22 protein-coding genes and 2 pseudogenes are annotated in these 25,288 nt (G+C 59.2%); 11 read left to right on the forward strand and 13 right to left on the reverse strand.

Going from position 1 to position 25,288, the window contains the following annotated elements; all coding sequences use genetic code 11:
* Nucleotides 1–40: 40 nt before the first annotated feature.
* From AC2GXZ_RS22580 to AC2GXZ_RS22620, 9 genes are read left to right on the forward strand one after another with little or no spacing between them, the layout of a single operon-like run.
* On the forward strand, nucleotides 41–2,125 hold the full coding sequence (locus AC2GXZ_RS22580; protein ID WP_483761460.1) for a hydantoinase/oxoprolinase family protein: 2,085 nt from the start codon (nucleotides 41–43) through the stop codon (nucleotides 2,123–2,125).
* Nucleotides 2,118–3,854: a hydantoinase B/oxoprolinase family protein gene (locus AC2GXZ_RS22585; RefSeq protein WP_483761461.1), complete on the forward strand. Its 1,737-nt coding sequence runs from the start codon at nucleotides 2,118–2,120 to the stop codon at nucleotides 3,852–3,854. The genes AC2GXZ_RS22580 and AC2GXZ_RS22585 overlap by 8 nt, the downstream gene beginning before the upstream one ends.
* A 23-nt stretch (nucleotides 3,855–3,877) precedes the next feature.
* Nucleotides 3,878–5,488 (forward strand): ABC transporter substrate-binding protein, encoded by a 1,611-nt coding sequence (locus AC2GXZ_RS22590; protein WP_483761462.1) that lies wholly within the window; start codon nucleotides 3,878–3,880, stop codon nucleotides 5,486–5,488.
* A 27-nt stretch (nucleotides 5,489–5,515) separates the two neighbouring features.
* Nucleotides 5,516–6,544 carry an ABC transporter permease gene (locus AC2GXZ_RS22595; RefSeq protein ID WP_483761463.1) on the forward strand — a complete coding sequence of 343 codons (1,029 nt, stop codon included), beginning with the start codon at nucleotides 5,516–5,518 and terminating at the stop codon, nucleotides 6,542–6,544.
* A gap of 59 nt (nucleotides 6,545–6,603) precedes the next feature.
* Nucleotides 6,604–7,407, forward strand: coding sequence for an ABC transporter permease (locus tag AC2GXZ_RS22600; RefSeq protein ID WP_483761624.1), 804 nt, complete (start codon nucleotides 6,604–6,606; stop codon nucleotides 7,405–7,407).
* Nucleotides 7,404–9,110 (forward strand): nickel ABC transporter ATP-binding protein NikE, encoded by a 1,707-nt coding sequence (nikE, locus tag AC2GXZ_RS22605; RefSeq protein ID WP_483761464.1) that lies wholly within the window; start codon nucleotides 7,404–7,406, stop codon nucleotides 9,108–9,110. The genes AC2GXZ_RS22600 and nikE overlap by 4 nt, the downstream gene beginning before the upstream one ends.
* 9 nt (nucleotides 9,111–9,119) lie before the next feature.
* Nucleotides 9,120–10,520: an aminotransferase gene (locus AC2GXZ_RS22610; protein ID WP_483761465.1), complete on the forward strand. Its 1,401-nt coding sequence runs from the start codon at nucleotides 9,120–9,122 to the stop codon at nucleotides 10,518–10,520.
* A gap of 28 nt (nucleotides 10,521–10,548) precedes the next feature.
* The gene (locus AC2GXZ_RS22615; RefSeq protein WP_483761466.1) at nucleotides 10,549–11,616 is read left to right on the forward strand and encodes an LLM class flavin-dependent oxidoreductase; all 1,068 of its coding nucleotides are present in this window, start codon (nucleotides 10,549–10,551) and stop codon (nucleotides 11,614–11,616) included.
* Complete coding sequence (locus AC2GXZ_RS22620) at nucleotides 11,616–12,620, forward strand: LysR substrate-binding domain-containing protein (RefSeq protein WP_483761467.1); 1,005 nt, start codon at nucleotides 11,616–11,618, stop codon at nucleotides 12,618–12,620. Before AC2GXZ_RS22615 ends, AC2GXZ_RS22620 begins: the two co-directional genes overlap by 1 nt.
* A 22-nt stretch (nucleotides 12,621–12,642) precedes the next feature.
* Here AC2GXZ_RS22620 and AC2GXZ_RS22625 read toward each other — a convergent pair whose 3' ends face one another.
* From AC2GXZ_RS22625 to AC2GXZ_RS22635, 3 genes are read right to left on the reverse strand one after another with little or no spacing between them, the layout of a single operon-like run.
* Nucleotides 12,643–14,955 carry a molybdopterin-dependent oxidoreductase gene (locus AC2GXZ_RS22625; RefSeq protein WP_483761468.1) on the reverse strand — a complete coding sequence of 771 codons (2,313 nt, stop codon included), beginning with the start codon at nucleotides 14,953–14,955 and terminating at the stop codon, nucleotides 12,643–12,645.
* Nucleotides 14,956–15,012: 57 nt separating this feature from the next.
* The gene (locus tag AC2GXZ_RS22630) at nucleotides 15,013–15,399 is read right to left on the reverse strand and encodes a RidA family protein (RefSeq protein WP_483761469.1); all 387 of its coding nucleotides are present in this window, start codon (nucleotides 15,397–15,399) and stop codon (nucleotides 15,013–15,015) included.
* Nucleotides 15,396–16,724 (reverse strand): Bcr/CflA family efflux MFS transporter, encoded by a 1,329-nt coding sequence (locus AC2GXZ_RS22635; RefSeq protein WP_483761470.1) that lies wholly within the window; start codon nucleotides 16,722–16,724, stop codon nucleotides 15,396–15,398. The genes AC2GXZ_RS22630 and AC2GXZ_RS22635 overlap by 4 nt, the downstream gene beginning before the upstream one ends.
* A 271-nt stretch (nucleotides 16,725–16,995) precedes the next feature.
* Between AC2GXZ_RS22635 and ssuE the strand changes: the two genes are divergently transcribed.
* Entirely contained in the window at nucleotides 16,996–17,544 is a 549-nt protein-coding gene (ssuE, locus tag AC2GXZ_RS22640; RefSeq protein WP_483761471.1) for an NADPH-dependent FMN reductase, read from the forward strand.
* A gap of 448 nt (nucleotides 17,545–17,992) precedes the next feature.
* On the opposite strand, the gene AC2GXZ_RS22645 is transcribed toward ssuE, so the two are convergent.
* The 7 genes and pseudogenes from AC2GXZ_RS22645 to AC2GXZ_RS22675 all read right to left on the reverse strand — a co-directional run bounded on the left by AC2GXZ_RS22645 (nucleotide 17,993) and on the right by AC2GXZ_RS22675 (nucleotide 21,640).
* Entirely contained in the window at nucleotides 17,993–18,376 is a 384-nt protein-coding gene (locus AC2GXZ_RS22645) for a type II toxin-antitoxin system VapC family toxin (protein ID WP_483761472.1), read from the reverse strand.
* A complete protein-coding gene (locus AC2GXZ_RS22650; RefSeq protein ID WP_119944977.1) occupies nucleotides 18,373–18,573 on the reverse strand; it encodes a type II toxin-antitoxin system VapB family antitoxin in 201 nt (66 codons plus the stop codon). The genes AC2GXZ_RS22645 and AC2GXZ_RS22650 overlap by 4 nt, the downstream gene beginning before the upstream one ends.
* Nucleotides 18,574–18,698: 125 nt before the next feature.
* Nucleotides 18,699–18,983 (reverse strand): hypothetical protein, encoded by a 285-nt coding sequence (locus tag AC2GXZ_RS22655; protein ID WP_483761473.1) that lies wholly within the window; start codon nucleotides 18,981–18,983, stop codon nucleotides 18,699–18,701.
* A gap of 31 nt (nucleotides 18,984–19,014) precedes the next feature.
* A complete protein-coding gene (locus AC2GXZ_RS22660) occupies nucleotides 19,015–19,659 on the reverse strand; it encodes a GGDEF domain-containing protein (RefSeq protein ID WP_483761474.1) in 645 nt (214 codons plus the stop codon).
* 36 nt (nucleotides 19,660–19,695) lie between these two features.
* Nucleotides 19,696–20,229, reverse strand: coding sequence for a hypothetical protein (locus AC2GXZ_RS22665; RefSeq protein WP_483761475.1), 534 nt, complete (start codon nucleotides 20,227–20,229; stop codon nucleotides 19,696–19,698).
* A 338-nt stretch (nucleotides 20,230–20,567) separates the two neighbouring features.
* Nucleotides 20,568–20,693, reverse strand: a pseudogene (locus AC2GXZ_RS22670) (IS6 family transposase); the annotation flags it as partial.
* Between the two features lie 83 nt (nucleotides 20,694–20,776).
* Complete coding sequence (locus AC2GXZ_RS22675) at nucleotides 20,777–21,640, reverse strand: GntR family transcriptional regulator (protein WP_483761476.1); 864 nt, start codon at nucleotides 21,638–21,640, stop codon at nucleotides 20,777–20,779.
* Between the two features lie 367 nt (nucleotides 21,641–22,007).
* Here AC2GXZ_RS22675 and AC2GXZ_RS22680 point away from each other — a divergent pair, with 367 nt between their 5' ends.
* On the forward strand, nucleotides 22,008–23,021 hold the full coding sequence (locus tag AC2GXZ_RS22680) for a 2-keto-3-deoxygluconate permease (protein WP_483761477.1): 1,014 nt from the start codon (nucleotides 22,008–22,010) through the stop codon (nucleotides 23,019–23,021).
* Between the two features lie 53 nt (nucleotides 23,022–23,074).
* Here AC2GXZ_RS22680 and AC2GXZ_RS22685 read toward each other — a convergent pair.
* From AC2GXZ_RS22685 to AC2GXZ_RS22695, 3 genes and pseudogenes are all read right to left on the reverse strand, one after another.
* A pseudogene (locus tag AC2GXZ_RS22685) lies at nucleotides 23,075–23,158 on the reverse strand (IS6 family transposase); the annotation flags it as partial.
* A 411-nt stretch (nucleotides 23,159–23,569) separates the two neighbouring features.
* Nucleotides 23,570–24,394, reverse strand: coding sequence for a nucleotidyl transferase AbiEii/AbiGii toxin family protein (locus AC2GXZ_RS22690; protein ID WP_483761478.1), 825 nt, complete (start codon nucleotides 24,392–24,394; stop codon nucleotides 23,570–23,572).
* A 96-nt stretch (nucleotides 24,395–24,490) separates the two neighbouring features.
* Nucleotides 24,491–25,078: a DUF6088 family protein gene (locus AC2GXZ_RS22695; RefSeq protein ID WP_483761479.1), complete on the reverse strand. Its 588-nt coding sequence runs from the start codon at nucleotides 25,076–25,078 to the stop codon at nucleotides 24,491–24,493.
* Between the last annotated feature and the right edge of the window lie 210 nt (nucleotides 25,079–25,288).

Raw genomic sequence — 25,288 nt, forward strand, 5'->3', positions numbered from 1 at the left:
TTGCAGATCAATTCAGGACTATGACGAGAGCGGAGTTGCTATGAGCTGGCGTATCGGCGTCGACATCGGTGGAACGTTCACCGATGTTGCTATGGTGGAAGAAAATACGGGGCAGATCGGCATCGCCAAGGTGCCGACAACCCCGCTCGATTTTGCGGAAGGCGTTCTGAACGGCCTCAGCTCCGCCCTGACCCGGGCCGGCATCAAGTCGGACGACGTCTCGTTGCTGTCTCACGCGACGACAATCGTCACCAATGCGCTGCTGGAAGGCAAAGGGGCCCGCACGGCCTTTATCGGGACACGCGGTTTCCGCGATATTCTCGAGCTTCGCCGCAGCGTCCGCATCGACATGTACGACATGTTTCAGGATTCTCCGCCGGTTCTGGTCGACAGACCGCGCCGTTTCGAGATCACCGAACGCGTCGATGCGCAGGGCGAGATCGTCACGCCGCTCGCCCTCGATGAAATCGACGGGTTGATCGAAGAGCTGAAGAAACTCGATTGCCAGACGATCGCAGTGTCGCTGTTGTTTTCCTTTCTCAACGACAGCCATGAAAAGATCCTCGGCGAACGCCTCCGCGCCGCGCTTCCCGACGTTCAGGTCTTCCTGTCCTGTGAAGTCCTGCCGGAAATACGCGAGTTTGAACGGGCAAGCACAACGGCTGTCTGCGCCTATGTCGGACCGCTGTTGAAGAGCTATCTCGAACGGCTGCAGGAAGCCGTTGGCCAGATCGGCATGCCGGAGCTGCATGTCATGGGCAGCAGCGGCGGTGTCGTCGATATCGAGGAATGCTTGCGCATGCCGGCGCAGGCGGTGGAATCGGGACCGGCTGCCGGCGTCATCGCCGCGGCTCTTGTCGGCGAGCAGATGGGTATCAACAATGTCATCTCCTTCGACATGGGCGGCACGACTGCAAAAGCGAGCGTCATCGTCGACGGCGAGATCGCCGTCACCGCCGAATATGAGGTCGGTGGTGCCGCCAATGCCAAGAAATGGGTCAATGGCACCGGTCATCCGATCCGTGTGCCAGTGATTGACCTCGCCGAAGTGTCCTCCGGGGGTGGCAGCATCGCCTGGATCGATGCCGGCGGCGCCCTAAAAGTCGGCCCCCATAGCGCCGGTGCGCTTCCCGGTCCGGTCGCCTATGGTCGCGGCGGCACATTGCCGACGGTCACCGATGCGAATGTCGTGCTCGGTTATCTCAATCCGGACTATCTGCTCGACGGCGAGCTGAAGATCGACCATGCCGGCGCGGTGGCATCCATCGACAAGCATCTCGCCACGCCGCTCGGCATGTCGGTAACCGATGCGGCAGCCGGCATTATCGACGTGGTGACGGCCAATATGTGTGCCGCACTCAACATCGTGTCGGTCGAGCGCGGCCTCAACCCGCAGGAATTCACGATGATCGCCTTCGGCGGTGCAGGACCGATCCACGCCCTGTCGCTGGCCTCCGAACTGTCGATCCCGAAAGTCGTCATTCCGCCGGCGCCGGGCACGTTTTCGGCGCTCGGGCTGGCGGCGACCAGCCTGAAACGGGATTACTCCCGCACATTCTATTCGCTGCTCGATACGCTCGACATCGCCAAGCTGGAAGCGTCCTACGGCGCCATGGAGGCGGAAGCTGAAGCCATGCTGCAGGCCGCAAGTATCCCGGCCGAACGGCGCTCGCTGCAGCGCATGGTCGATATCCGCTACAAACGGCAGTCCTATGAGCTGACGATCCCGTTCGCCGGCGGACCGATTACGAAAGCCTCGCTTGATGCACTCGCACAGGCGTTCAACCAGAAACATCTGCAGACCTATGGTCACTTCAACGAAAACGAGGGGCTTCAGCTCGTCAATGTACGGTTGACGGCGATCGGCAAGCTGAAATCGCTGACGCTGGTTCAGCCGACCCAGTCCGAACCGGTCCGTACCGGCGAGCGCGACGTCTGGTTCCACTCGACGGGTCTCATCCGGGCAGCAGTCGTGTGGCGCAATTCCTTGGCCGTCGGCGAGACGGTCATGGGACCTGCCATCATTGAATCCCTCGATTCCACGCTCGTCGTGCCGCCGGAATGGAATGTTTCGGTCGATCACAACGGATTTATCGTCGCTGAACTGGGGCAGAAAAATGCTTGATAAGCCAACGCTTGCGGCCGGGCTTGACGCCGCACGGTTCGAGATCGTCAAAAACGCTCTCCTGTCCGCCGCCGAAGAAATGAAGATCGTTCTGGCCAAGACCGCCTATTCACCGGTACTGAAGCTGGCTGGCGACTATTCCTGCGGAATTTTCGACCGACAGGGAAACATGGTAGCGCAGGGACCGGATCTTCCGGTGCATCTCGGCTCCATGCCGGATAGTGTCAAGGCGGTGCTGAAGACCTTTCCGGTCGCCGACGAAGGCGACGTCTATATTCATAACGATCCCTATCAGGGCGGCTCGCATCTGCCGGACGTCAACGTCGTGCTGCCGGCCTTCTATAAGGGAACCCATCTCGGCTATTGCTGCGTGCGGGCTCACTGGCCGGATGTCGGCAGCGCCACGCCCGGCAGCTACGGCGCCGTTACCGAGATCTTCGGCGAGGGCCTGCGCATGCCCGCCACCCGGATTTATGTGAACGGTGAGCCGGATCTCAACGTCGAAGCCCTGATCATGGCAAACGTTCGGGCACCGTCGGAAAGACTGGGCGATCTGCGTGCGCAGGTGGCATCAAACCGCCGGGCCGTTACCCGCCTTCAGGGGCTTGCCGAAAAATACGGTATCGAGCAGCTGATCGCCGTGATGGACGGCATCCTCGACTATTCCGAAACGATGATGCGTGCGGCCCTTCGGCGCATTCCGGACGGCATCTCCATCCATACCGATACGATCGATGGTGACGGCATTCTCGAAGCCGGCGCCACCGAGGACGCACAGTTCCGCGTCAAGATGAAGATCACCAAGAAGGATGACAGCGTCGAGATCGATTTCGACGGCAGCGATCCGCGTGTCGCCGGCCCGATGAACGCGCCGCTGACGGTCACCCGTTCTGGCGTTTATGCGGCGCTCAAGGTCATTCTCGATCCCGGCAACCAGATCCCGCCGAATTCCGGCGCCTGGCGTCCGTTTCTGGTCACCGCTCCGGTCGGCTGCGTCGTCAATGCGCAGGAGCCTGCGGCGGTCACCTATGCCAACCACGAGATGTTCAGCCGCATCGCCGACATGACGTTCACCGCAATGTTCGCGATGACGCCGCAGCAGACGATCGCCGGTTCGCATTCCACCGGCGGCGTGGTGATCTTCGGCGGCACCGATTACCGCAACGGCCAGACCTTCGTCAGCTACGAGATCACCCGCGGTGGGCATGGTGCCCGGCCGACCAAGGACGGTATCAACGCTGTCTCGAACCCGGTCGGCAATATGCTGAATACACCGGTCGAAATGCTGGAAATGAGTTTTCCGTTGCGGGTCGAGGAATTCTGCCTGCTGCCCGATACCGGCGGTGCTGGCAAATGGCGCGGCGGGCTGGGCGCAAAACGCGTCTGGCGGGTGCTGAAGAACGATACCCATTGCGCCACCTGCGCAGAGCGCACCATGACGCCACCGAACGGATTGGCCGGCGGCCTCAATGGTGCCGCTTCCGAGCTCAGCCTCGAACTGGCGGATGGAACCGTCAGGCCGCTTCTGGGCAAGGGCGCATTCATCGCGCCGGCTGAATCCCAGATCGTGTTTAAGGTTGCGGGTTCCGGTGGTTATGGCAATCCGATGGAACGCGATCCGGTCTCGATCCGGCGTGATATCGACTGGGGATATGTCACGCCGGAGGCGGCGGCCCGTGATTACGGCGTGGACTGGGAATTGAGAACGACAAGAGTTGCAGCAGAATAAACCATAAAATAAGGGGAACTCGCATGCTCGAAATCACGAAACGGCAATTCCTGGCAGGGACGGCTGCTGCCGCCACTGTCCTGGCAACCGGTGTCAACGGCGCATCCGCACAGGACCGCCGTTCCGTCATCCGCTACGTCACGCCGAACCAGGTGAACACGCTCGATCCGGTGATGCTGACGGCAACGCAGGAATCGGTGGCACTCAGCGTCAACACCTATGACCGCTTGCTGGTATTCGACCGCATCCAGAAGGGTGATTACGGCGTTTTCGACTTCAACAAGATCAAGGGCGAGCTTGCTGAAAGCTACGAGGTCTCTGCCGACGGTCTCGTGTTCACCTTCCACCTGCGCCAGAACGCCAAGTTCCATGACGGCACCAGCGTGTCTGCGGATGACGTCAAATGGTCGCTCAAACGTGCGGTCTCCGGCGGCAACCTGTCCAAGGCGCAGATGGAGACCGGATCGATCACCGCCGACGCGAAATTCGAGGTCATCGACACGCTGACATTCCGCATGACGCTGGCGCGCGCCGACCGTCTGGCATTGGCAAACCTCGCCACCATCTATGCGCCGATCTACAACAGCACGCTTGCCAAGCAGCATGCGACGCCGGAAGATCCCTGGGCGAATGCCTGGCTGCAGGCCAACACGGCCGGCGGCGGCGCCTACACCGTGGAGCGTTATGTTCCCGGCCAGCAGGTCAGCCTCAAGCGTTACGAAGACTGGGTCAGCGGCAAGAAGCCGGCCATGGAGCGGATCATCCTGCAGACCGTGCCCGATGCATCGACGCGTCGCAACCTGATCGAACGCGGCGATGCGGATCTGACGCTTGCCGTCCAGACCGCCGATTTCGAATCGCTGGAAAAGGGCGGTAAGGCGAAGGTCGCGGCACTGCCGATGCCGACAGCCTTTACGGCGCTCGTATTCAACACCAAGATGGCGCCGTTCGACAACGTGCTCGTCCGTCAGGCGCTTGCGGCGGCTATGCCCTATGACGCTCTGATCAAGGGCGTCGTCAACGGTCGAGGCGGAAAACTCTATGATGCAAGCTGGACCAACCAGCCCGACAATGCCGCATTCCCGCAACCGATGCCGAACAGGCTCGATCTCGACCTTGCCAAGCGGAAGCTGACCGAAGCGGGCTTCCCTAACGGGTTCGAGACGACACTCTCCTACGGTGCCGACCGCGCCGAACTCGCCGACCTTGCCGCTCCGCTGATCCAGGAGGCGCTGGCCAAGATCGGCGTCAAGGTGAAGATCGAGAAAATGCCGGCGCCGCAGTTTGCCGAGGCGATGACGCAGAAGACCAAGCCTTTGACCTTCCAGCAGTCGCTCGCGTATTTCCCGTCGACCGAATATTTCTTCCGCGTCTTCCTGTCCGGTCCGTCACGCTGGAATTTTTCGAGCTGGGCCAATCCGGATGTCGACAAGAGCCTTCCGGTTCTGCGCTACGAGCCGGATGCGGCGAAATACGATGCCGAGGCCAAGCGTCTGATCGGCATCATGGCCGAGGAAGAGCCGATGGTTCTGCTCTGGGCGCCGACACTGAATATTGCGATGTCGCCAAGCCTCAAGGGCTTCACTCTCTGGTATCACCGCAGCGCCGACTTCCGGGAATTGTCCCGCGAATAGCGCCGTCTGCAGAGGGGAGTTCACCGGATGAACCTGACACACCTGTTTTTCCGGGACGTGCCGAAGCGCCTGCTTTCGGCATTGCCTGTCCTGTTCGGCATATTGGTTATCACCTTCTTGCTGATGCGGGTCCTGCCCGGTGATCCTGCCAGCATGCTGCTCTCCTCGCCCTCCGCAGGCGAGGCGGAGCTGAGCGAAATCCGCCAGCATCTCGGCCTCGACAAGAGCCTGCCGCAGCAATTGTGGATCTATCTGAAGGACGTCGCACAGGGCGATTTCGGCACGTCAAGTGGAACCGGTCAGCCGGTTCTCTCCGATCTCATGCAGCGCCTGCCGGCTTCGCTGGAACTGGTCGGCTTGGCGCTTCTGGTGGCGCTGGTCCTGGCCTTGCCGCTGGGTGTCATCGCAGCGCTGCGGGTCGGGTCTGCCTTCGATCATCTCGTGCGCATCATCTGCACGATCGGCGTGTCGATCCCGACTTTCGTCTCCGGCCTGCTGCTCGTCTATATTTTCTATTTCGAGCTGGGCTGGGCGCCTGATCCGACAGGACGGCTGGATGTCTTTGCGCTTCCGCCGCCGACCGTGACGGGTTTCCTACTGTTTGATACGCTGATTGCCGGCGACATGGAGACCTTCGTCGCTGCGCTGTCGCAGCTCGTCCTGCCAGCTGCGACGCTCGCACTCTTCGTGCTTGCGCCTCTGGCGCGGGTGACGCGGGCGTCGATGCTTGGCGTGCTCAACAGCGATTTCGTCCGCACGGCGCGTTCGCTTGGCTTGAGCAACCACTCGGTGATCGTCACCTACGCGCTGAAGAACGCGATGCTGCCGGTGCTGACGGTCTCGGGTGCGGTGATCTCGACATTGCTGGGCGCAAGCGTGCTGGTGGAGAAGGTTTTCGCCTGGCCCGGCATTGCCTCTTATGCAGCCGATGCGCTCGCATCCGGCGATTTCGCTCCTGTCCAGGGCTTCGTGCTGTTCATGGCGACGATCTACGTGTTCGTGAACCTTGCCATAGACATCCTGTACCGAATTTTTGATCCGAGGGTCAGCCTATGACGCAGAGCGCAGCAGCGGGCGAAACGCACCGTGGCGGATGGAACAAGCGCATACGAACCATGAGGCCGGCGGCAGTATTGTCGGCAACCGGCGTCATGCTGCTCGCCGCGGCAGCCATCTTCGCGCCTTACCTCGCGCCCTATGATCCGCTGGCCACCGATGCTGCGCAGTCGCTGCAGCCGCCAAGTGCCGCGCATTGGGCCGGTACCGACCAGCTCGGCCGGGACATCTTTTCCCGCCTGATCGTCGCCAGCCGGCTCGACCTGATGATCGCGGTCGCCTCGGTGGCACTTTCCTTCGCCATCGGCTCGGTGGTCGGGGCGTTTACCGGTTATATCGGCGGCAAGATCGACATGGTCATCGGGCGGCTGGTCGATGTGCTGATGGCGTTTCCGCTGTTCATCCTGGCAATGGCGCTGATCGCCGCACTCGGCAACAGTTATATCAACATCATATACGCGACAGCGATCATCAATCTGCCGTTCTATATCCGGCTTGCTCGCGCCGAGGTGAATGCACGAAGGGGCGCCGGCTGGGTCGAGGCTGCCCGGCTTTCCGGCAACAGCCATGCACGCATCGTCCTGTTCTTTCTTCTGCCGAACATCATTCCGGTGATGATGGTGCAGATATCGCTCAATCTCGGCTGGGCGATCCTCAATGCTGCCGGCCTGTCCTTCATCGGGCTCGGCATCCAGCCGCCGACCCCGGAATGGGGGATCATGGTGGCGGAGGGTGCCGGCTACATTTCCAGCGGCCGGTGGTGGCTGGTGGCGTTTCCCGGCCTGACCCTGATGTTCGCCGTGCTTTGCTTCAACCTGCTTGGCGACAGCCTTCGCGATATTTTCGACCCGAGGGGCAAATGATGGAAGAGCCGATCCTTGCATTCCACGACCTGTCCATATCCTTCGACACCAAAAACGGCCCCGTCGCCGCGCTGCGCAAAGTCAGTCTCGACGTCCGGCGTGGCGAGACGCTCGGCATCGTCGGCGAGAGCGGGTCTGGAAAGACCACCGGCGTGATGGCGGCGATCGGGCTGTTACCCGACAATGCAAAAGTCGCAAACGGCCGCATTCTGCTTCAGGGCAAGGATATCACCCATGCCAGCGAGGCGACGCTGCGCAGCGTGCGCGGCACGTCGATGGCGATGGTGTTCCAGAATTCCCGTGCGGCCCTCAACCCGATCCGTCGGATCGGTGACCAGATCGTCGATGCGATCCGTGCGCATAAGAAGGTCGGTCGCAAGCAGGCTTTGGCGCAGGCGCTCGATCTTCTGAATGCGGTCCGTTTCCGCGAACCGGAACGGCGCATCCATGCCTATCCGCACGAATTGTCCGGCGGCATGTGCCAGCGGGCGATGATCGCGATCGCGATCGCCTGCGAACCACAGCTGCTGATCGCCGACGAGCCGACGACCGGCCTCGACGCGACGACGCAGAAAGCGGTCATGGACGTGCTTGCGGAACTGACCGCAAGCCGTGGCATGTCGCTGATCCTGATTACCCACGATCTCGGTCTTGCGGCGGAATATTGCGACCGCATCGCCGTCATGCAACGCGGCGAGGTTGTCGAGACGGCGGCACCCCGGCAGCTTTTCCTGCAGCCGGTCCATGATTATACCCGCAAGCTGATCGCCGCGACGCCTTTGAGCGGCGGCAGCATCGAGCAGCTTGCGTCGATCGACGGGCGTGCGGCGCTGCCGGCAAAACCGGAGGGCAGGATCCCGCCCGGTACCGCACCGATCCTCGACGTGCGCAATCTCACCAAGGTCTATGACGGAATGACCGTCGTCAACGACGTGTCCTTCGTGATGCAGAGGGGACAAAGCCTGGGTCTGGTCGGGGAATCCGGTTCGGGCAAGAGCACCACCTCGCGCCTGTTGAGCCGGCTGATCGACCAGACATCGGGTGAGATCCTCTTCGACGGCCAGGATATCGGCGGCATCGAGGCGCGCGACTTCTACAAATCACCGCTGCGGCGCGAAATCCAGATCGTCTTTCAGGACCCGACCGACAGCCTCAATCCGCGCTTCACCGCGCTCCAATCGATCGCCGATCCGCTGAAGCGGCTGACGCCGCTGCGTCGACGGGCGCTGCGCGAGCGGGTCGAGCAACTGGCCGACCAGGTGGAGTTTCCGCGCGACCTGCTCGACCGCTTGCCGCATCACCTGTCCGGCGGACAGAAGGCGCGTGTCGGGATTGCTCGGGCGCTTGCGGTCGAACCGCGGCTGCTGATCCTCGACGAGCCGACGGCGGCTCTCGACGTCTCGGTCCAGGCGATCATCCTGACCTTGCTGGAACGGCTGAAGCGGGAGATCGGCCTCAGCTACCTGTTCGTCAGCCATGACCTCAACGTCGTGAAGATGATGTGCGACCAGACGATTGTGCTGCGGGCCGGGGCGATCGTCGAAAACGCGCCGACCGAGGAAATCTTCGTCAATCCGCAACAACCCTATACGCGCGAGCTGCTCGCAGCCGTTGCCCATTTCGACTTCGATCTGGTGGCTGAGGCTGGCGACGCCCAATCCAACGTTTCGGCGGGCCAGCGCCCTGCCATTCATCGTCAATAGGAGAGAACCATGCACCACAATTCCGTGCGCGGCCGTGACCGGGCCTATGTCGTTCACCAGATGACCGACCTGAAATCGTTCGATGAGAACGGTGGAACGATCATGACCAAGGGCGATGGCGTCTATGTCTATGACGAGGACGGCAAGCGCTATCTGGAAGCGATGGCCGGCATGTGGTCCGCATCGCTCGGCTTCAGCGAGATGCGTCTGGCGGAAGCGGCCTACAAGCAAATGAAGGAATTGCCTTTCTACCACATCTTCAATGCCCGCGGTCACATTCCAAGCGTCGATCTGGCTGAAAAATTGCTGTCAATCGCGCCCAACGTGTCGGGTACCGAAGACGGCAAGATGGCGAAGGTGTTGTTCTTCAACTCGGGTTCGGAAGTCAACGATACCGCGATCAAGCTGGTCTGGTATTATCACAATGCCATCGGCAAGCCGGAAAAGAAGAAGATCATCGGTCGTCTGCGCGGTTATCACGGCAGCACGATCGCGACGGCCAGCCTTTCCGGCAATGCGATGATGCATACCGATTTCGATCTGCCCCTGCCACGCTTCCTGCATGCCGACAACCCGGACTATTACCGTTTCCACGAGGACGGCGAGACGGAGGAGCAATTTTCCGACCGCATGGCCGCCAATCTCGAAGCCATGATCCTTTCTGAGGGGCCGGAAACCATCGGTGCCTTCTTCGCCGAACCGGTTCAGGGCGGCGGTGGCGCAATCACGCCGCCGGCTGGGTATTTCGAGAAGATCCAGAAAATCCTGCGCAAATACGAGATCCTGTTCGTGGCCGACGAGGTGATCTGCGGCTTTGGTCGCACCGGCAATATGTGGGGCTGCGAGACCTACAAGCTGCAGCCCGACTTCATTTCCTGCGGCAAGGCGCTGTCGGCCTCCTACCAGCCGATCTCGGCACTGATGTTCCGCCAGCACATCTACGATGCCCTTGTCAGCCAGAGCGAAAAGATCGGTATGTTCTCGCATGGTTTCACGTTCGCGGCACACCCGGTCGCATGCGCCGTCGCGCTGGAAACGCTGAACATCTACGAGAAGGACAGGACGATCGACCATGTCCGTTCCGTCGTTCCGGTTTTCGAAAAGGAGCTCGGATCGCTGCTCGATTTGGCCGTGGTCGCCGACGTGCGCAGCGTCGGTCTTTTTGCTGGCATCCAGCTGATGAAAGACAAGAGAACGCGGACATTCTTCGATCCGGACCTGAAGTTTGGCGTTCGCGTTCAGGACGAATGCACCCGCAACGGACTGATCGTCCGCGCGATCGGCGACCGGATCGCGCTCGTGCCGCCGTTAATCATCACGCCGGATGAAATCCGTGAACTCGTTGGCCTGCTGCGGACATCGATCGAAACGGTGACTGCAGCCGAAAGCATGTCGGAGGCCGCTGCCTGACATCGATCAGCCACGCAAGGGAGACGCCATGACGACGCTTGGACTGTTCAGCCTCATGGGCCTGCACGATAGAAACACGTCGCCCGCATCGGTGTTGCGGACGACGGTCGACATGGTCAGAATGGCTGAGGATTTCGGCTTCGATACCGCATGGTTTGCCGAACATCACTTCACCAACCATTCGATATGCCCTGCCTCGTTGATGATGATCGCCCATTGCGCGCCGGTGACGACGCGCATCAAGCTGGGTACCGCGGTGATCGCGGCGCCGTTTCATGATCCGCTTCGGCTCGTTCAGGAGGTCGTTTTTGCAGATCTTCTGACGAGCGGCCGTCTGGTCGTCGGGCTTGGCACCGGCTACCAGCCCTACGAATTCAGCCGTTTCGGCATCGATGCCTCGACCAAGGTCCAGCGCACCATGGAGATCTGGGACATTCTCGAACAGGGCATGCGTGAAGGCCGGATCGAATATTCTGGTGAGTTCTACCAGATCCCGGAAACCCATATTCCGCTGCGCGCCTTTAGCCCCAAACCGCCCGAATTCTTCATCACCAGCCGAAATCCGGACATGGTCGCAAGATGCGTGCGCGGCGGGCATACGCCGTTTTACAGTTTCGGCAATCGCGATCTCGCTTCCGCCCTGTCGACCCGTCAATCGATCGCAGCGTCCTGGCGCAATGGCGGCGGCGATCCCGATTGCATGCCGCTCGCCATTCAACGCTTTATCTATATCACCGAAGACAAGAACGATGCCGAGCACGCGGCGCGCTGTGTTCGCAACCTGGCGCGTGCGTGGATCACCCTTCAGGATGAGGATGTTCCTCGAAACGGACCTTTCGTCCGGCTGATGCCGCTTAATGACGAACGGCCGCTGGAGGACTTCCTCAGCAGCGCCGTTATCGGTCCTGCGGACTACTGCGCAGAAAAGCTGCTTGAGGAGATTTCTGTGTTGCGCCCTTCGCATCTTTGCTGCTTGATGGGGCCGGCCGGGATCGGGCGAAGCGAGACTTTGGCGTCTCTCGAACGATTCGGGTCTGAAGTAATGCCAAAACTATCGGAGGTGTTGGAGGCTCCGAATGTTTTAGAGGAGGCCTGATGGTCGATAGAAATGCGTCGTCGTTTCAGCGATCCAACCCTGAAGAAAGCGGCGTGAAATTCGAGGACAAAGCGCATGCGACGATTTCGCGTGCAGCAGCTCGCCTTCCTCCGCTTGGCCTTTTCCGCACGTTCAGTGCGGCGGCCCGTCATAGCACGTTCAAGCTCGCCGCCGATGAGCTTTGCGTCACGCCCTCCGCCGTCAGTCAGCAGATTCGGCAGCTCGAAGAGTTTCTCGATACCCGACTTTTTCGGCGTCTCACCCGCAAGGTTGAGCTGACCAAAGAGGGGATAGAACTTTCCGCGACGGTTCATGAAGTGCTCGCCATGCTGGCAACCGCGTGCGACAACATGCGCGATCCCTCCACTCCAGTCGTCGTCTGTCTGAATGCTCAGACGAGCTTGGCTGTGCGCTGGCTGGTATCGAAGCTCAAGAATTTTTCCGACACCAACAAGGACATCCGGGTTTCGCTGCTTGCCTCCACGGATCCGCTCGACTTCGAGCGGCAGGATGTCGATATCGGGATCCGCTGGGGGATAGACGATTTTCCTGGCATGCGATCCGAACGGCTGGAAGACATCATCTTTCCGGTCTGCAATCTGGAACTGGCACAGCGTGTCGCAAGCCCCGCCGATCTTGCAAATGTCCCGCTTCTCCAGCTGCAACAGGGCATTCCCTGGACGACATGGTTCAAGGCGAGCAATTGGCAGGGGGCTTTTCCAACCCGCAATATCGTCTATTTCAACGACACGTCGCTGATGCTAGAGGCTGCCGTCTTCGGGCAGGGCGTCGTTCTGGCAAGCGCCTTGCTGGCTGAAAACGACATTCGCGGCGGTCGCCTTCAACGGCTCTTCGATACCGATGTCGTGCTGGAAGAAAGCTTTCACGTCCTGTCCAGTGAAGCGCTGGGAAACAAGCCCGCCGTCGCGAAGGTGCGCGACTGGCTGCAGGCGGAGGCACGAAAGACGACAGCCGCATTCATATCCGACATCCGCCGGGACTAGAGCAGTTCCGAATGCAAACCGGCTAGGCTCTTTCGCCTGCCGTCAGCGATGCGAGGTCGGACGCGTAACGGATGGCGGCATCGTCGGCGCTGCCTTCATATCGTTCGACAGAGACGAGACAGGTATGGGCAGCGCAGCCCTGGCCGAATTCCGATGTCGGAATGTCCGGGGTGAGAATGTTGGGATTTCCCGAAATGTCCATGCCGTCTGCGACGGGCATGAACCAAGCGCCGGTCGGAAGGACCACGACACCGCGGCGAACATTCGGCGAGATGGACGCCGTCGCAAGGCATGCACCGCGGGTGTTCCACAGCCGGATGGTCTGTCCTTCGGTGATCGTCAGGTGTTCCGCGTCGGCCGGGCTGAGAATTGCCGTTTCGCGGCCCTGTTTCCGGGCTTTTCGGCTGTCCTCCGTCTCCACCTGGCTGTGCAGCCGACCGGCGGGCTGGTGCGACAGAAGATGGAAAAGGTCGCCTGTCGATTGGCGGCCGAGCCATTCCGCCGGCTCCAGCCAGGCCGCATGCGCCTTGCAGCTATCGTAATTCAGGCGCTCCAGTTCGAGGCTACCCAGCACGATGCGGCCGCTTTCGGTTTTCAGCGAATTGCTATGCGGATCGGCTCGGTAGTCCTGCAGATAGGTGAAGTGTCGTTTGACGGGCATTTCCGTCCAGCCACGCTGCCAGAATTCGTCGAAATCCGGCATGTCGAAATCGTGCTGTGCCAGGTTTGCGGCGCGGGCGGTCTCATAGAGGTGGCGAAGCCAGGCCATCTCGTCGCGGCCTTCCGCAAAACCGTGTTCGACGCCAAGATGGGAGGAGATGTCGCGGAAAATATCGAAGTCGGAACGGGCCTTACCGAGCGGGCGTATGGCTTGCTGCATGGCGACAACGAATTCGGAATGGCTGTTTGCCGCCATGTCGTTCCGCTCGATCGAGGTGGAGGCGGGCAGGACGATATCCGCCCGTTTTGCCGTCGCGGTAAAATAGGGATCCTGGACGATGATGGTCTCGGGCCGCGTCCAAGCTTGCTGCAGCCGGTTGAGATCCTGGTGATGATGGAAGGGATTGCCTCCCGCCCAGTAGATGAGCCTCGCATCCGGATAGGTGCGGCGTTCACCCCTGTAGCTATATTCAGCGCCTGGCTGAAGCAGCATGTCGGCGACGCGGGCAACGGGGATGAAACTGTCGAGAGCTGCCTTGCCGGCCTTGATGGCGGGATTGGTGCCGATGCCGATCGGGCCGCCGATGCCGGCGGTCGAGCCGTAGCCGAAACCGATCCCTCCGCCTGGACGCCCGATCTGTCCGGCAATCGACGCAAGCGCGATGCCGGCCCAATAGGGCTGCTCTCCGTGATGGGCGCGCTGCAGGCTCCAGCTCATGGTGATCATGCAGCGGCTGGAAACAGCCAGCCGCGCGCATTTCACCAGCACGTCCGCATCGACATCCGCAATCCGTGCCGCCCAGGATGCGTCCTTGACGATGCCGTCGGTCTTCCCTGCAAGATAGGCGAGTAACGTTTCGCTGCCGCTGCAGTGCCGGTCGAGAAAGTCCTTGTCGTGCTCATCGGCGTTGACGATCTCGCAAGCCATGGCCAGCAACACCGCGGTGTCGGTGTTGGGCCGCAGTGGGATCCACTCCGCATTGGCCCATGCGGGCATGTCGTCCTGCAGCGGCGAGAAATGGATGATCTTGATGCCACGCTCTACGATCTTGCTAAGACTGGTCTCGAAGGATCGGCGGGTAATGCCGCCCGCTTCGTTTTGTGCCGTTTTCGGGCTGAGGGAGCCGAAAACGAGCAAGGTCTCTGTGTTTTCGGCGATCGTGTCGAGCGTGCTCGCCTTGCCCTTGAGCGCGTCGTCGCTGCCCAGCACATGTTTCAGGATGACGGGGCCTGCGGCATAGCTGTAGGTATCGACATGTCCGGTAAACCCGCCGACAAGGTTGAGCGTGCGCTTCAAGAGCGTGGAAGGGTGGTGGAAGCGGCCGGAACTTGCCCAGCCATAGGAGCCTGCAAAAATGGAGCGGTTTCCGAAATCTGACCGCACCCGGTCGATCTCGCTTGCCACAAGTTCGCTGGCCTCGTCCCAGCTCACCTCGACGAACCGGTCCGTGCCGCGCCTTGTCGTATCGCTGCCATCACGATGCCTGAGCCAATTTTCCCGCACCATCGGTGCAAGCACCCGACGGGCGGGATCGGCCCAGTTGCGCACCGAGTGGATGATCGGCGATGGGTGTGGATCATGGGGCGACGGCTCGACGCCGACGATCCGGTCATCTTCGACCAGAATCGTATAGGCGCCCCAATGGCTGCAATGCGAAACTCTGCGGATGCTCATCGCCGATTCATCATGCCGCTGGTTCCTTGTTGCGCCGACACGCCCTTTGAGACGCGATCAGATTGCCTGCACGGCAATGGCTTCGACTTCCAGCTTGAACTCGGGCCGGGCCAGCTGCTTGACGTAGACCAGCGTTGAGGCAGGCGTGATCTCACCAACCGCTTCCCGCCTGACGCGCACATATTCCGCGCGATCTGCCGGATCGACCAGAAAGACGGTGGTCTTGACGATATCTTCAAACGTCATGCCTGCTGCGGAGAGCACATCGTTCATATTCTGGAAGACCAGCGCGGTTTGGGCTGCCATATCGTCCGGAATAATTCCGTCTGCCGCAAGGCCCAATTGGCCGGCGATATAAAGCGTCCTTGCCGGAGGAGAGACTTCGATACCGTGGCTGTAGCCAGCCGGCTGCGGTTTGTTGGACGGGTTGTGTACGGTTTTCATGCGATCTCCAGGGGGGTGATGGTTTGCAGGCGGCGGCGTGACATGAGGATCTGCGCCAGGATCGCGATCAGCGACATGACGACCGGCAGGACGGCCACGGCCATGACCGGTGAGGGAAAGCCCATGCCTAGGACGGCAAACGCAAAGCCGCCGCCGAATTGAAAGAACCCGAGAACCGCTGCCGCTGCACCGCCCTGTTCCGCCCGGCCTTCCATCGCCTGAACGGTGATGGCGGGTGTTATCAAAGGCAGCGCGAACGAAAAGAACGCGGTCGGGACAATGATCAGCAAAGCATTCGGTGGGCCGAGAAGCAGGACGAGGGAGAGGCCTGAAGACGCCAGCAGCAATATGCCGAGACCCGGCAGGATCAGCGTCTCATGGGCTCTCGTGTGCAACAGTCTTTTGGTGATCAATGCTGCCACGACGTAGAAACTGGATGGTATCAGCATGACAAGACCGAATTGCAGCGTACTTAGTCCCGCATACTGGATCAGCACAAAGGGCATGAATGCTGCGAACATATAGATGCCGCCGATCGAGCATGCAGCCGTCACCGCGGCGACAAACACCCTGGATGTCGTCAGAAGCTCGACATAGACACGTGCCACATGGAGCGGCGAAGGACGCCGACGGTGGCTTCGAGGATGGGTTTCGGCAAGCACGACGGCCGCAACGGCAATGAGGACGATGCCCACAAGGCTCATCGCCATAAAGACGCCGCGCCATCCCAGAGCCTCGACGGAGAGCGCGCCGACCACCGGCGCAATGGCGGGGCTGATCGCAAGCATCGTTCCGATCGAGCCCAGAATTTCGGCGGCAGCCTTGCCCGTGAACAGGTCGCGTACGACCGCACGCAGGATGGTAACTCCCGCCGCCGCGCCGATGCCCTGTGCCAGTCGGCCAATCAGGACCATCTCGATCGATGGCGACAGCGCCCCCATGACAGAACCGAGCAGATAGATGCCGATGAAGGCGATCAGAACCCGGCGTCGTCCAAAGCCATCCGAAAGCGGGCCGCTGACCAATTGTGCAAAGGAAAAACCTGCAACATAGAGGATCAGCGATGCCTGAACCCAGGCCTTGTCGACGGAGAAATCCGTTGCAATCGAAGTCATTGCCGGGGTAAAAAGTCCCAGCGAAACGGGACCTAGGGAGACGAAAAGCGCCCCACACAAGGTGACGCGTCGATGTGACATTTGCGTGGTGGAGCCGCGGGTCTTAAGGGCTTCGATGTCGGAACGCATGGTAAGGCCGTTGATGTGAAAGCCGGCGCGGATGTGGCGCTTGATCGGGAATGTCTGCGCCGCAGGATACGTGCTTGCCAACAGCCGTCACAAACCACCATTTCTCCTGCATGCGTAAATCCAGATAATCACGGTTCGGACGATTAGCTCAGCTTAATCGTATTGCGGGGAATCCAGCCAATCGGTGCGTCGCATATCCGCTTCGCTACCGCTCGTGGTCCGTAGCCCCCATATGGCCGAAAGCGCCGTGGGCGCGCATTAGCTGCAATAATCGATCTTGAAGAAATTGGCGTTTGTGCGAGGCGAAGCCTTGATGACACTTGGTACATACCCACGAATGGAAGTGTGCTCCATGCGAATTGTCTCGATATCCAGCAGTCCATCGCCAGTTTCGCGAACGGAAAAACTCTGCGCGCGCATCAATACGACATTGCGCGATGCAGGCTATGACGTCACCGCCTTGTCACTGGCGAGCCTTCCGCCGGACGCGCTTTTGAAGGCCGATAACGGCCATCCCGCTCTGGCCTCGGCGATCGATTTGGTGATGAACGCTCAGGGCGTCATCTTTGCGACGCCGATCTTCAAGGCTTCGTTTTCCGGCCTGCTCAAAACATTTATCGACGTCCTTCCGCAATTTGCCCTTGCCGGAAAGGTTGCACTGCCGATCGCCACAGGCGGAAGCCTCGCACATGTCCTGGCTCTCGACTACGGATTGCGGCCGGTGCTGCAGTCGATGGGATGCACACATGTCTCCCAGGGCTTCTTCGTCTGGCAAGACTGGATGGACAGCGAAGCGGCGCTGACGGACGCCCGCGCCCGCGAAAACCTCGATATCTGCGTCACTGCGTTTCGCGATGGGCTTGATGCTTTCGCGCGGGTCAAACGGCGCCATAGGGTTTAACGCTCTTCGACATTTATCGAGGTGAAAGTATAATGACTGCGAAGTATACGAGCCTAAAGTGCAATGTTGTTCGATCGTGGTACGTTGCAAAGCTGGGGTAATGGCTCGATGGCGCGACGTCCGATAAACCCAATGCCACCCAATCGCCTTGGCTATCGAACGCCGGGATTGGTCTTCTTCAACGACTGTCCGCCCAGATGCGGCACTTGGATCATCTTGAACAGAGCTACAAGTCGCGCTTTCGCATGAACACACAGGCCATGATTTCACAGTGGCGGCGGGCCAAGCCTAAAGCAGAGAGAAATGGTCGTAAGTGAATCGCATATCGATACGCAGACAGTGAAGGCGTAGGATCGTCAGCAGGAGCTTCGCTCATATTTACGAGTCATAGGTTCCAATCCGTTCAAGAGCTTAAGCTATCACCGCTCGAAAGCTCCTCGCTGGATGTCTAGTGAGGAATATTCGCAGAAGGATAAACCGCCGCGCCAACCTTCTGAGCCGCAGCCAACAGGCGTTGATCCCTCGTCCACAAGCTTGATCGTCGATCGAGGAGGGTTGAAGTCAACAGATGTGCATCGGTATAGCCGATCCCCATGCTGAATACCGAATAGCGGTCAATGACGGTCATTACCTCAGCATGGGTCGCGACCACTGCCTCACGCTGAGCTGCAAGAAACGCTAATACCGCATCCCGATCTCGTAGACTGCCTAGGGCCAGTTCGCCGATAACGAAAGGGTGGCAAAGCAACCGATCATCTCCGATGATTTTGGTCAGCTCCGAGTCGCCGTGTCGAAAATGATCAATCCAGATCGAGCTATCGACAAGGATCACTTGCTCACTTCGCTCCGGCGGCGAGGTGCTACCTCGGCTTCGGGCATAGTCCCGCCAAGGGCGATCAGCCGTTTGCCGGATTCGACTCGTACCAAAGTCTCGAGTGCTTGACGCACAAGAGCCGCCGTCTCCTTTGTGCCTGTAAGGGACTTGGCCCGTTCCATGAGGTTGTCGTCGAGACTAATAGTAGATCGCATAGGTAGCTCCAGATGTTGAAACGCACATAGCACCAATTGGTGCAATAATCTACGCCTCTCAAGCAGACCATTGCCACCATGCCTATCGCGGGTCGCCGGTTCCATTCCCATCAAGACCTTAGGTGCTAAACGGCAAGATCACTTAGCCCGCGATGCTTGGACATGGCAGTCTCCAGCGCAGCGAGGGTATCATGGCCCTCTCGATAAAGGGTTATAATGATTGCTGCGGCGAGCTCGGCTTCCGGGCTGCCTTTTAGAACTCGGTGCGCGTCCAGCCAATTTTGGAAAGCCTCATCAATTTTGTCGAGCTCTTTTGGTCCGAATGCCGTTTCCAGAAACGCGCGCATAGTCTTCCCCTGCTTTGCGGCGCCGATATGGGAGATCGAGCCTGATCGGTCAAGACCGATCAAGAGCGCTCTCGTCCAAAAACGCTACATCGAATCAGGACGCCCCCATCGCCACTACCCGCAACTGATGAGGCAAGTGATCGGCTGAGGAGTGCAGCAGCAATTCGTTTGGCCGTGCAGTCTCAACGCGATTCCGTCCAAGGGCTTTCGCCCGGTACAGCGCGCCATCGGCGCTTGCAAGCATCCCGGCGAGGTCGTGGCAGTCCGGTGCAGCAAGGCCGATACTGACGGTGGCCCCGGTTTTCAAGCCCTCTGCCCGAGCGGCTGCTTTGGCGAACCGGCTTGCGATCGCCGAGCCGCGACTGAGAGCTTGGGAATGGTCGCACCGTGGCAGAAGCGCAGCGAATTCCTCACCGCCCAGCCGGACAATAAGCGCGTCTGGCCCCGCTTGGTCGCGGGCGGTTTCGGCGAACAGCTGCAAAACCTTATCTCCGGTTGAATGTCCATGACGGTCGTTGATCGCCTTGAAGTGGTCGAGGTCGAAGGCGAGCAGGGAGACGGGGTAACCATGCCGCTCCCGGAGAATCCGAGATGCCTGCTCAAAAAAGGCGTGACGGTTTGCAAGCCCGGTCAACTGATCGGTTTGTGACATGCGGAGCAAATGGAGCTTTTCCTCCTCTCGAATAATCATCAGAAAGGACATCGGCATCGCTACCGAGTACAAGACGGCCTCGTACATCGTCGCCTTCCCGACGATGGAGATAATATCTTGCCCTTACCGCTGAAGGAGAACAGGGGCGATGAACGCTCGGCCGAGGTAGAACACAGCATGGACGGCCGAGATCGATACTGCGATCGGACGTGAGCGCAATCGCTGGGCCGTGCGGCTGCGCAGAAGTATCCATGCTGTCAGGCCGCAGGTCAGCGCGATGGGGATAGACGAGATATGGTTCCAGAAGGCGGCCGGGAAGTGCGTGCCAGCGATCGCCCAGGCGATGGCTAGGAAGCTTAGGGCTGCGACGGACGACCAAATATACCGGTGACCGTCGAGGCCGGCGATAGCGTTAAGGACAAGAAGGTAGCCCAACATCATTAGGATGTTGACCGCCCCCATGCCGAGCGCGACCGGAAAGTGGCTGCGGTTCATTGCAAGCACGCAACCGACAACGAAAGCGAAGAGTGCCGCGGCCAGAACACCGAGCACACGTGCGCGACCTGGATGTGCCTGCCTTTCCCAAAGGAGAAGCGACGCTGACACCAGCAGCGTTCCGACGGTTAAGTACCAAAGGGTTTGTAAATCGATCTGCATTGCTCTGCCTGCCTTACGTCAAAGCCTACAGGGTGGTCTTTATAAGATCCTTTACGTCGCCTCTGATGTCGCCGATATGGTTGGCGTAACCTTAAGCGTGCTGTTGAGTGCCGGCGTTAAATCTGGGGTGCGTTCCGCGAAAGGGCGTGCCGACCGATCGAATGCGACGGTAGCTGCAGCCGTTCAAGGTCTGGAAGCGCATCTCTGTCGCTCACACGCTATCGCATTTTTATAAACAGTATTCACAAGCAACGGGCCATGTCGCGGTTCACAACGTCTGTAGGCACGACCGAATATAGGCGATGATACCATCTTGAGAGGGGAACAAATTCCTGGATACGGGCCGCCAGCAAATCCTCGACCATCCGCAGGCTGAGAAGGAACCGGGGATACAGCCACGCGGCGCGAGCAATAACTTCAGCCGGAAAGCGATGACGTCGAAATAGCGTATTGCGGCAAATCAAGGTCCCAGCTTCGTTGAGTTTAAGATGCCAGACCAGGACCACCGGGATTGCTGACAAGAAGCTCTGCACGGATTGCGTGCGTTTTACGTCGTTTCGTCAGGCCTGCGTTGGACGGGAGCATGCAGCAGCCTTGCGACCATATCGGCCGTGATCTGATAATGAACCCTCAATGCCTCTACAGCAGCATCAACCTTGCGAGCGATGGCTGCATCAAGAATGTCTCGGTGCTCGGTTATCACATCACGCTGTTCTCCGGTATTGCCGACTGACAATCGACGGTAGCGTTCAGACCGTGCCTGCAAAGTTCGGCAAAGACCAAGCAGAGTGGGGGATCCACAATTGGCGATCAAAGCCCGGTGAAATGCGAGATGCGCTTGTTCCCAATCGTCGCGCATCGCCGAGGGGATGTCATCACGTTCGCGAGGTATTCGGAGAAGAAGATGGTGCGCGCCAACCAGTCGGCCCTCCCAATCCGGTGTGCCGTTCAGGATGGAGAGGCGAAGCGCTTCACCTTCAAGCATCTGCCGGTTTCGAACGATGTCAAAGAGTTCTTCGGTTGAAACCGGGGCAACGCGTGCACCACGGTGATTGTCGCCCTCTACGAATCCCTCGGCGGTAAGGCGCACCAGGGCCTCTCTCACAGGAGAAACACTCATCCCGCAGATTGCTTGAAGATTTGCAGAGCGTAGGCGTTGCCCAGGGGAAAGGGTACCGTCGATAATGGCGGTGTGGATGATGTCGTAGGCATCATCCGCCAAGGTTGAGGGTTTTGAACGAATGGCCATCCGTGCCTTCCGATTTTCGAAAATCGTAAAATTTTCGAAAATATTTGACATTTCGATTTTCAGGTACGAGCTTAACACATGTCCTTTCGACGCAAACTGCCCGCCATCCAGTCGCACGAATGGAGGAGTAACCTGACGCTGATGCGCTCGAATTCCGGGCATTCACGCCTCTTTCAATGATTATAATGATTTCGGTGACGTCCTGTCCCGCTTAAGCCTTGCGCATTCCGACTCTGGTTGACTTCGGCCATTGCCACATGTCCGCTTAGAGAATTTGGGAAGATCTAAGGTTGGTAGCCGGTATCTCTATCGCTTTTACCGGCTGCTCACCACGCTTCGGATGGCCTGCGCTGGCAACCCAGCCTCCGAGCTTGAAGCGCAAAACCAGGATGCCGTTATCACATAGGGAATCGAAATAGGAATTTGTTGCCTGCATGAACAGTATCGACGAGCGCGGGAGGAGCTTGCGCTGTCGGAAACCGGATTGGAACGATGACCTGGGCGCATGGCACTCAGGGGAGGAGATTACATGAAAATCAAGGATACTCTCGACCGCATTCCCGGCGGATTGATGCTCGTGCCGCTGCTGTTAGGGGCCATGTGCAAGACGTTTGCGCCGGACGCGCCGGCGTATTTCAAAGGCTTCACGCAGGGGATCATGACCGGCGTTGTCCCCATCCTCGCCGTGTGGTTCTTCTGTATGGGCGCATCAATCAAGTTCAGCTCTACCGGGACTGTTTTGCGGAAATCTGGCACCATTGTCGTCACCAAATTCGTGACGGCCTGGGTTATCACCGTGATCGCATCGCTGTTCCTTCCGCCGGAGGGCATCCAGACAGGCATTTTCGCCGGCCTGTCCGTGCTTGCCGTTGTATGTGCCATGGATATGACCAATGGAGGCCTCTACGCCTCGCTGATGCAAAGCTACGGAACGAAAGAAGAGGCAGGTGCCTTCGTCCTGACTTCCATCGAATCCGGGCCATTGATGAGTATGATCATCCTCGGCGCTTCGGGCGTTGCTCATTTCGAGCCGCAAATCTTCGTCGGAGCTATTCTTCCCTTCATCGTCGGTTTCGCGCTGGGAAACCTGGATCCCAAATTGCGGGCACTGTTTGCACCGGGAAGTTTGATGATGATTCCCTTCTTTGCCTTCTCTCTCGGCAATACGATTGATCTCAGCACTTTGCTGTCACCGCTTGCCGGATTGGGCGTCGCGCTTGCACTGACAGTAATCATACTGACTGGGATTCCGCTCATACTTGCCGACAAATATATCGGTGGCGGCAACGGGACCGCCGGACTGGCTGCCTCGTCTACTGCCGGCGCGGCCGCAGCCAACCCGATCGCCATTGCAGCCGTGGCGCCACAATTCGCCCCGGCCGTCGGCAGTGCCACCGTACTAGTGGCGATCTGCATCATCGTCACGTCCCTTGTCGTTCCGATCATTACCGGGCTGTGGTATCGGAAATTCGGCGACAACGCGGCTGAACACAATAGGGATGCCAATGACTACTCCGCAGAACGATTAAGCTTCTCTGATTGACCGAGCGTCGCCTTAACCGAGCAGAACACGCGATCGTTGCTTCGGCGAGAATTTCACTCTTCGATCGACAGGGCGATCTCACGCCAGATGGCGCAGGCGTGAGCCCGGAGTTGGCGATGATCGGCGGCGGTCAGATGTTCGATGAAGATGGAAAGCTGATTTTCAGGATGGCCGATCGGGACGCGGAATTTAAACTCCCGGCGGGCAGGGGGGATGAGTCTGCCCATGGTGGCGGCCCCGATCCGAAGGATAAGTAGAGGTCGGTTTTAGCCCGTCGGGATATGTTTGTGAGGAATTGCATATCGATACGTTGTAGGTGAAAAGTAGGAATTTTCAGTGAGATTTGAAATTTAACAACGGGCCACTGGTTATTCTCCCATCAAGAGCTAGGCAAAAGGCCGCTTGGCAATGGCGTCGATCTGAGTTGTGACCTGTGTTCCGCTGTGGATTTGCGATATGAACTCGGCCGTGCACCGGACAACCAAGCCATCCCTTTGACGCGTGTACCAGTTGATCCGCTTACGATCAGCCCAAATGGAACTGGGTCGTCAAAGTCGATCTGCGTAGGAGGTGATGCGGCCAAGGATCTCTTTCAGGGTGGGCCGGCCATGATAATAGAGCGCCGACGTCCGCTCGTATGCGCGCTCGTAAAGTCCGAGAGTCTCTGGGTCGGATAGGCTGAAAGCGGGATTGCTGCCGATTTCCTGATTGTCGTCCTTCGGGAAGCGCTTCTGCTTGTGGGCACCATACGCGTCCGAGCCGAGGAAAGCTTGCACGTCTGGTTGGTCCAGCAGGCAGTAAACGTCGTGATAATGCCGGAGGAAGTTGGCGGGAAACTGGCCGGTTTCCTGCTGCTTGCGATATTTGGTGGAGATGGTCTGGAGCTTCTCGACCAGCGTGTAGCCGGGCTCGTAACAGGGAACGGCTAGTGCGCGATTATCGATCAGCTCGACGCGCGATGCAGCGTAATCATAGGCCCAGGAGCTGATATCCTTGTCGATATTGGGAGCCACTGTGTCGAACCCGGCTTCAAGCAGCACCCCGTTCTTCAGATCCGACCATACGCCTATCGTCTCCGGATAATAGAGGCGGACGCCGCCGCTGCGGTAACTCTCGTTGTCGAATTTGGTATCGCGCTCGATGCTCTTGATGCCGTCGATCGTGATCGTCTCGGCCAACCAATCATAGAAGGCCTTGCGGCCTTCACGATGCGCGGGCTTGTCGTGATTTGGACCGGTCTTGACGCCCATCACCTCGGGAGGCTCGATGCGGATATCGATATCTTCCGAGAAGCGGTAGCCTTTGGAGAGCGAGGTGCCGCCCTTCAGCTCAAACTGCATCTCCAGCTGCTGCAGGCCGTAGAGGCAGTGCATGATCCAGTAGTCTTTTCGACCAGCACTGGCGCTACTGTCATCTCCTCGGCGACGATGCGCAGGAGTGCCCCGAAATCCTTATGGTTATGCAGGAAATCAGTTGGCATGAGCACCCGCTACGAGACCGTTGAAGAATTTGCGGGTGCGCACCATGCCGTAATCCTTGGCGGCACGGGCGAGGGCACCGTGATTGCTCTGCAGGGCACGTTCTTTCACGCGGGCCAGCACCTGATCGCGGTCCTCGGCCAGCTGGTCGAGATTGTTGACCAGGTCGACCAGTAGGAATTCTTTGGTCAGGGTTTTGGGGAAGGCTGGCTTTTTGCGGAACTCGAACTCTCGACCCCCCAGCATGAAGTTGCCGTGGCGCTTATGGTTATAGATGACGGTCTTGTTATAGAGCTGCGTCGCGCCGACACCCAGGCTGTTATAGGCATTGGGCGAGGTGACGAGGTAACGGTCATCCTTCAGGAAAGCCTCGACGAGCGCGCCATCCTCGGCGGGGGCTTTGCCGAATGCGGTCTGCTTCGGCCGGTGATAGACGCCGGTCGATAGCTTGGTCAAGTATCCTTCTGCCAGCAACTGCTGAAGATGCCGATCGACAGACGACGACCATTGGGCGAGATCCTCCCGACGGTAGACCTTGCCGGACCGCAGATGCTTTTTCAATTCCTGTAACTTCGTCATGGATTAGCTCCTGCACTCACTATAGCGACCTATTGTCGTGAATGCAATTTTTTCCAAAAGTCATGCAAATTGCGGCGGCGGATCAGCATCTAGATTAATGAAATAGTTGAATTATATAAGAGGCCGTTCCGGAGGTTTCTACTACTCGAATACCGAAAATCCCGGAACTGACTTGCCCTCCGGAAGGTCACGGACGATAGCGCCGATATG

The organism is Aliirhizobium sp. YIM B11859 (assembly GCF_057163345.1).

Bases quoted from the DNA above. Each gene is read 5' to 3' on its own strand.
- AC2GXZ_RS22580 (WP_483761460.1), top strand. From the start codon at position 41: ATGAGCTGGCGTATCGGCGTCGACATCGGTGGAACGTTCACCGATGTT.
- AC2GXZ_RS22585 (WP_483761461.1), top strand. From the start codon at position 2,118: ATGCTTGATAAGCCAACGCTTGCGGCCGGGCTTGACGCCGCACGGTTC.
- AC2GXZ_RS22590 (WP_483761462.1), top strand. From the start codon at position 3,878: ATGCTCGAAATCACGAAACGGCAATTCCTGGCAGGGACGGCTGCTGCC.
- AC2GXZ_RS22595 (WP_483761463.1), top strand. From the start codon at position 5,516: ATGAACCTGACACACCTGTTTTTCCGGGACGTGCCGAAGCGCCTGCTT.
- AC2GXZ_RS22600 (WP_483761624.1), top strand. From the start codon at position 6,604: ATGAGGCCGGCGGCAGTATTGTCGGCAACCGGCGTCATGCTGCTCGCC.
- nikE (WP_483761464.1), top strand. From the start codon at position 7,404: ATGATGGAAGAGCCGATCCTTGCATTCCACGACCTGTCCATATCCTTC.
- AC2GXZ_RS22610 (WP_483761465.1), top strand. From the start codon at position 9,120: ATGCACCACAATTCCGTGCGCGGCCGTGACCGGGCCTATGTCGTTCAC.
- AC2GXZ_RS22615 (WP_483761466.1), top strand. From the start codon at position 10,549: ATGACGACGCTTGGACTGTTCAGCCTCATGGGCCTGCACGATAGAAAC.
- AC2GXZ_RS22620 (WP_483761467.1), top strand. From the start codon at position 11,616: ATGGTCGATAGAAATGCGTCGTCGTTTCAGCGATCCAACCCTGAAGAA.
- AC2GXZ_RS22625 (WP_483761468.1), bottom strand. From the start codon at position 14,955: ATGAGCATCCGCAGAGTTTCGCATTGCAGCCATTGGGGCGCCTATACG.
- AC2GXZ_RS22630 (WP_483761469.1), bottom strand. From the start codon at position 15,399: ATGAAAACCGTACACAACCCGTCCAACAAACCGCAGCCGGCTGGCTAC.
- ssuE (WP_483761471.1), top strand. From the start codon at position 16,996: ATGCGAATTGTCTCGATATCCAGCAGTCCATCGCCAGTTTCGCGAACG.
- AC2GXZ_RS22650 (WP_119944977.1), bottom strand. From the start codon at position 18,573: ATGCGATCTACTATTAGTCTCGACGACAACCTCATGGAACGGGCCAAG.
- AC2GXZ_RS22660 (WP_483761474.1), bottom strand. From the start codon at position 19,659: ATGTACGAGGCCGTCTTGTACTCGGTAGCGATGCCGATGTCCTTTCTG.
- AC2GXZ_RS22665 (WP_483761475.1), bottom strand. From the start codon at position 20,229: ATGCAGATCGATTTACAAACCCTTTGGTACTTAACCGTCGGAACGCTG.
- AC2GXZ_RS22675 (WP_483761476.1), bottom strand. From the start codon at position 21,640: ATGCCCGGAATTCGAGCGCATCAGCGTCAGGTTACTCCTCCATTCGTG.
- AC2GXZ_RS22680 (WP_483761477.1), top strand. From the start codon at position 22,008: ATGAAAATCAAGGATACTCTCGACCGCATTCCCGGCGGATTGATGCTC.
- AC2GXZ_RS22690 (WP_483761478.1), bottom strand. From the start codon at position 24,394: ATGCACTGCCTCTACGGCCTGCAGCAGCTGGAGATGCAGTTTGAGCTG.
- AC2GXZ_RS22695 (WP_483761479.1), bottom strand. From the start codon at position 25,078: ATGACGAAGTTACAGGAATTGAAAAAGCATCTGCGGTCCGGCAAGGTC.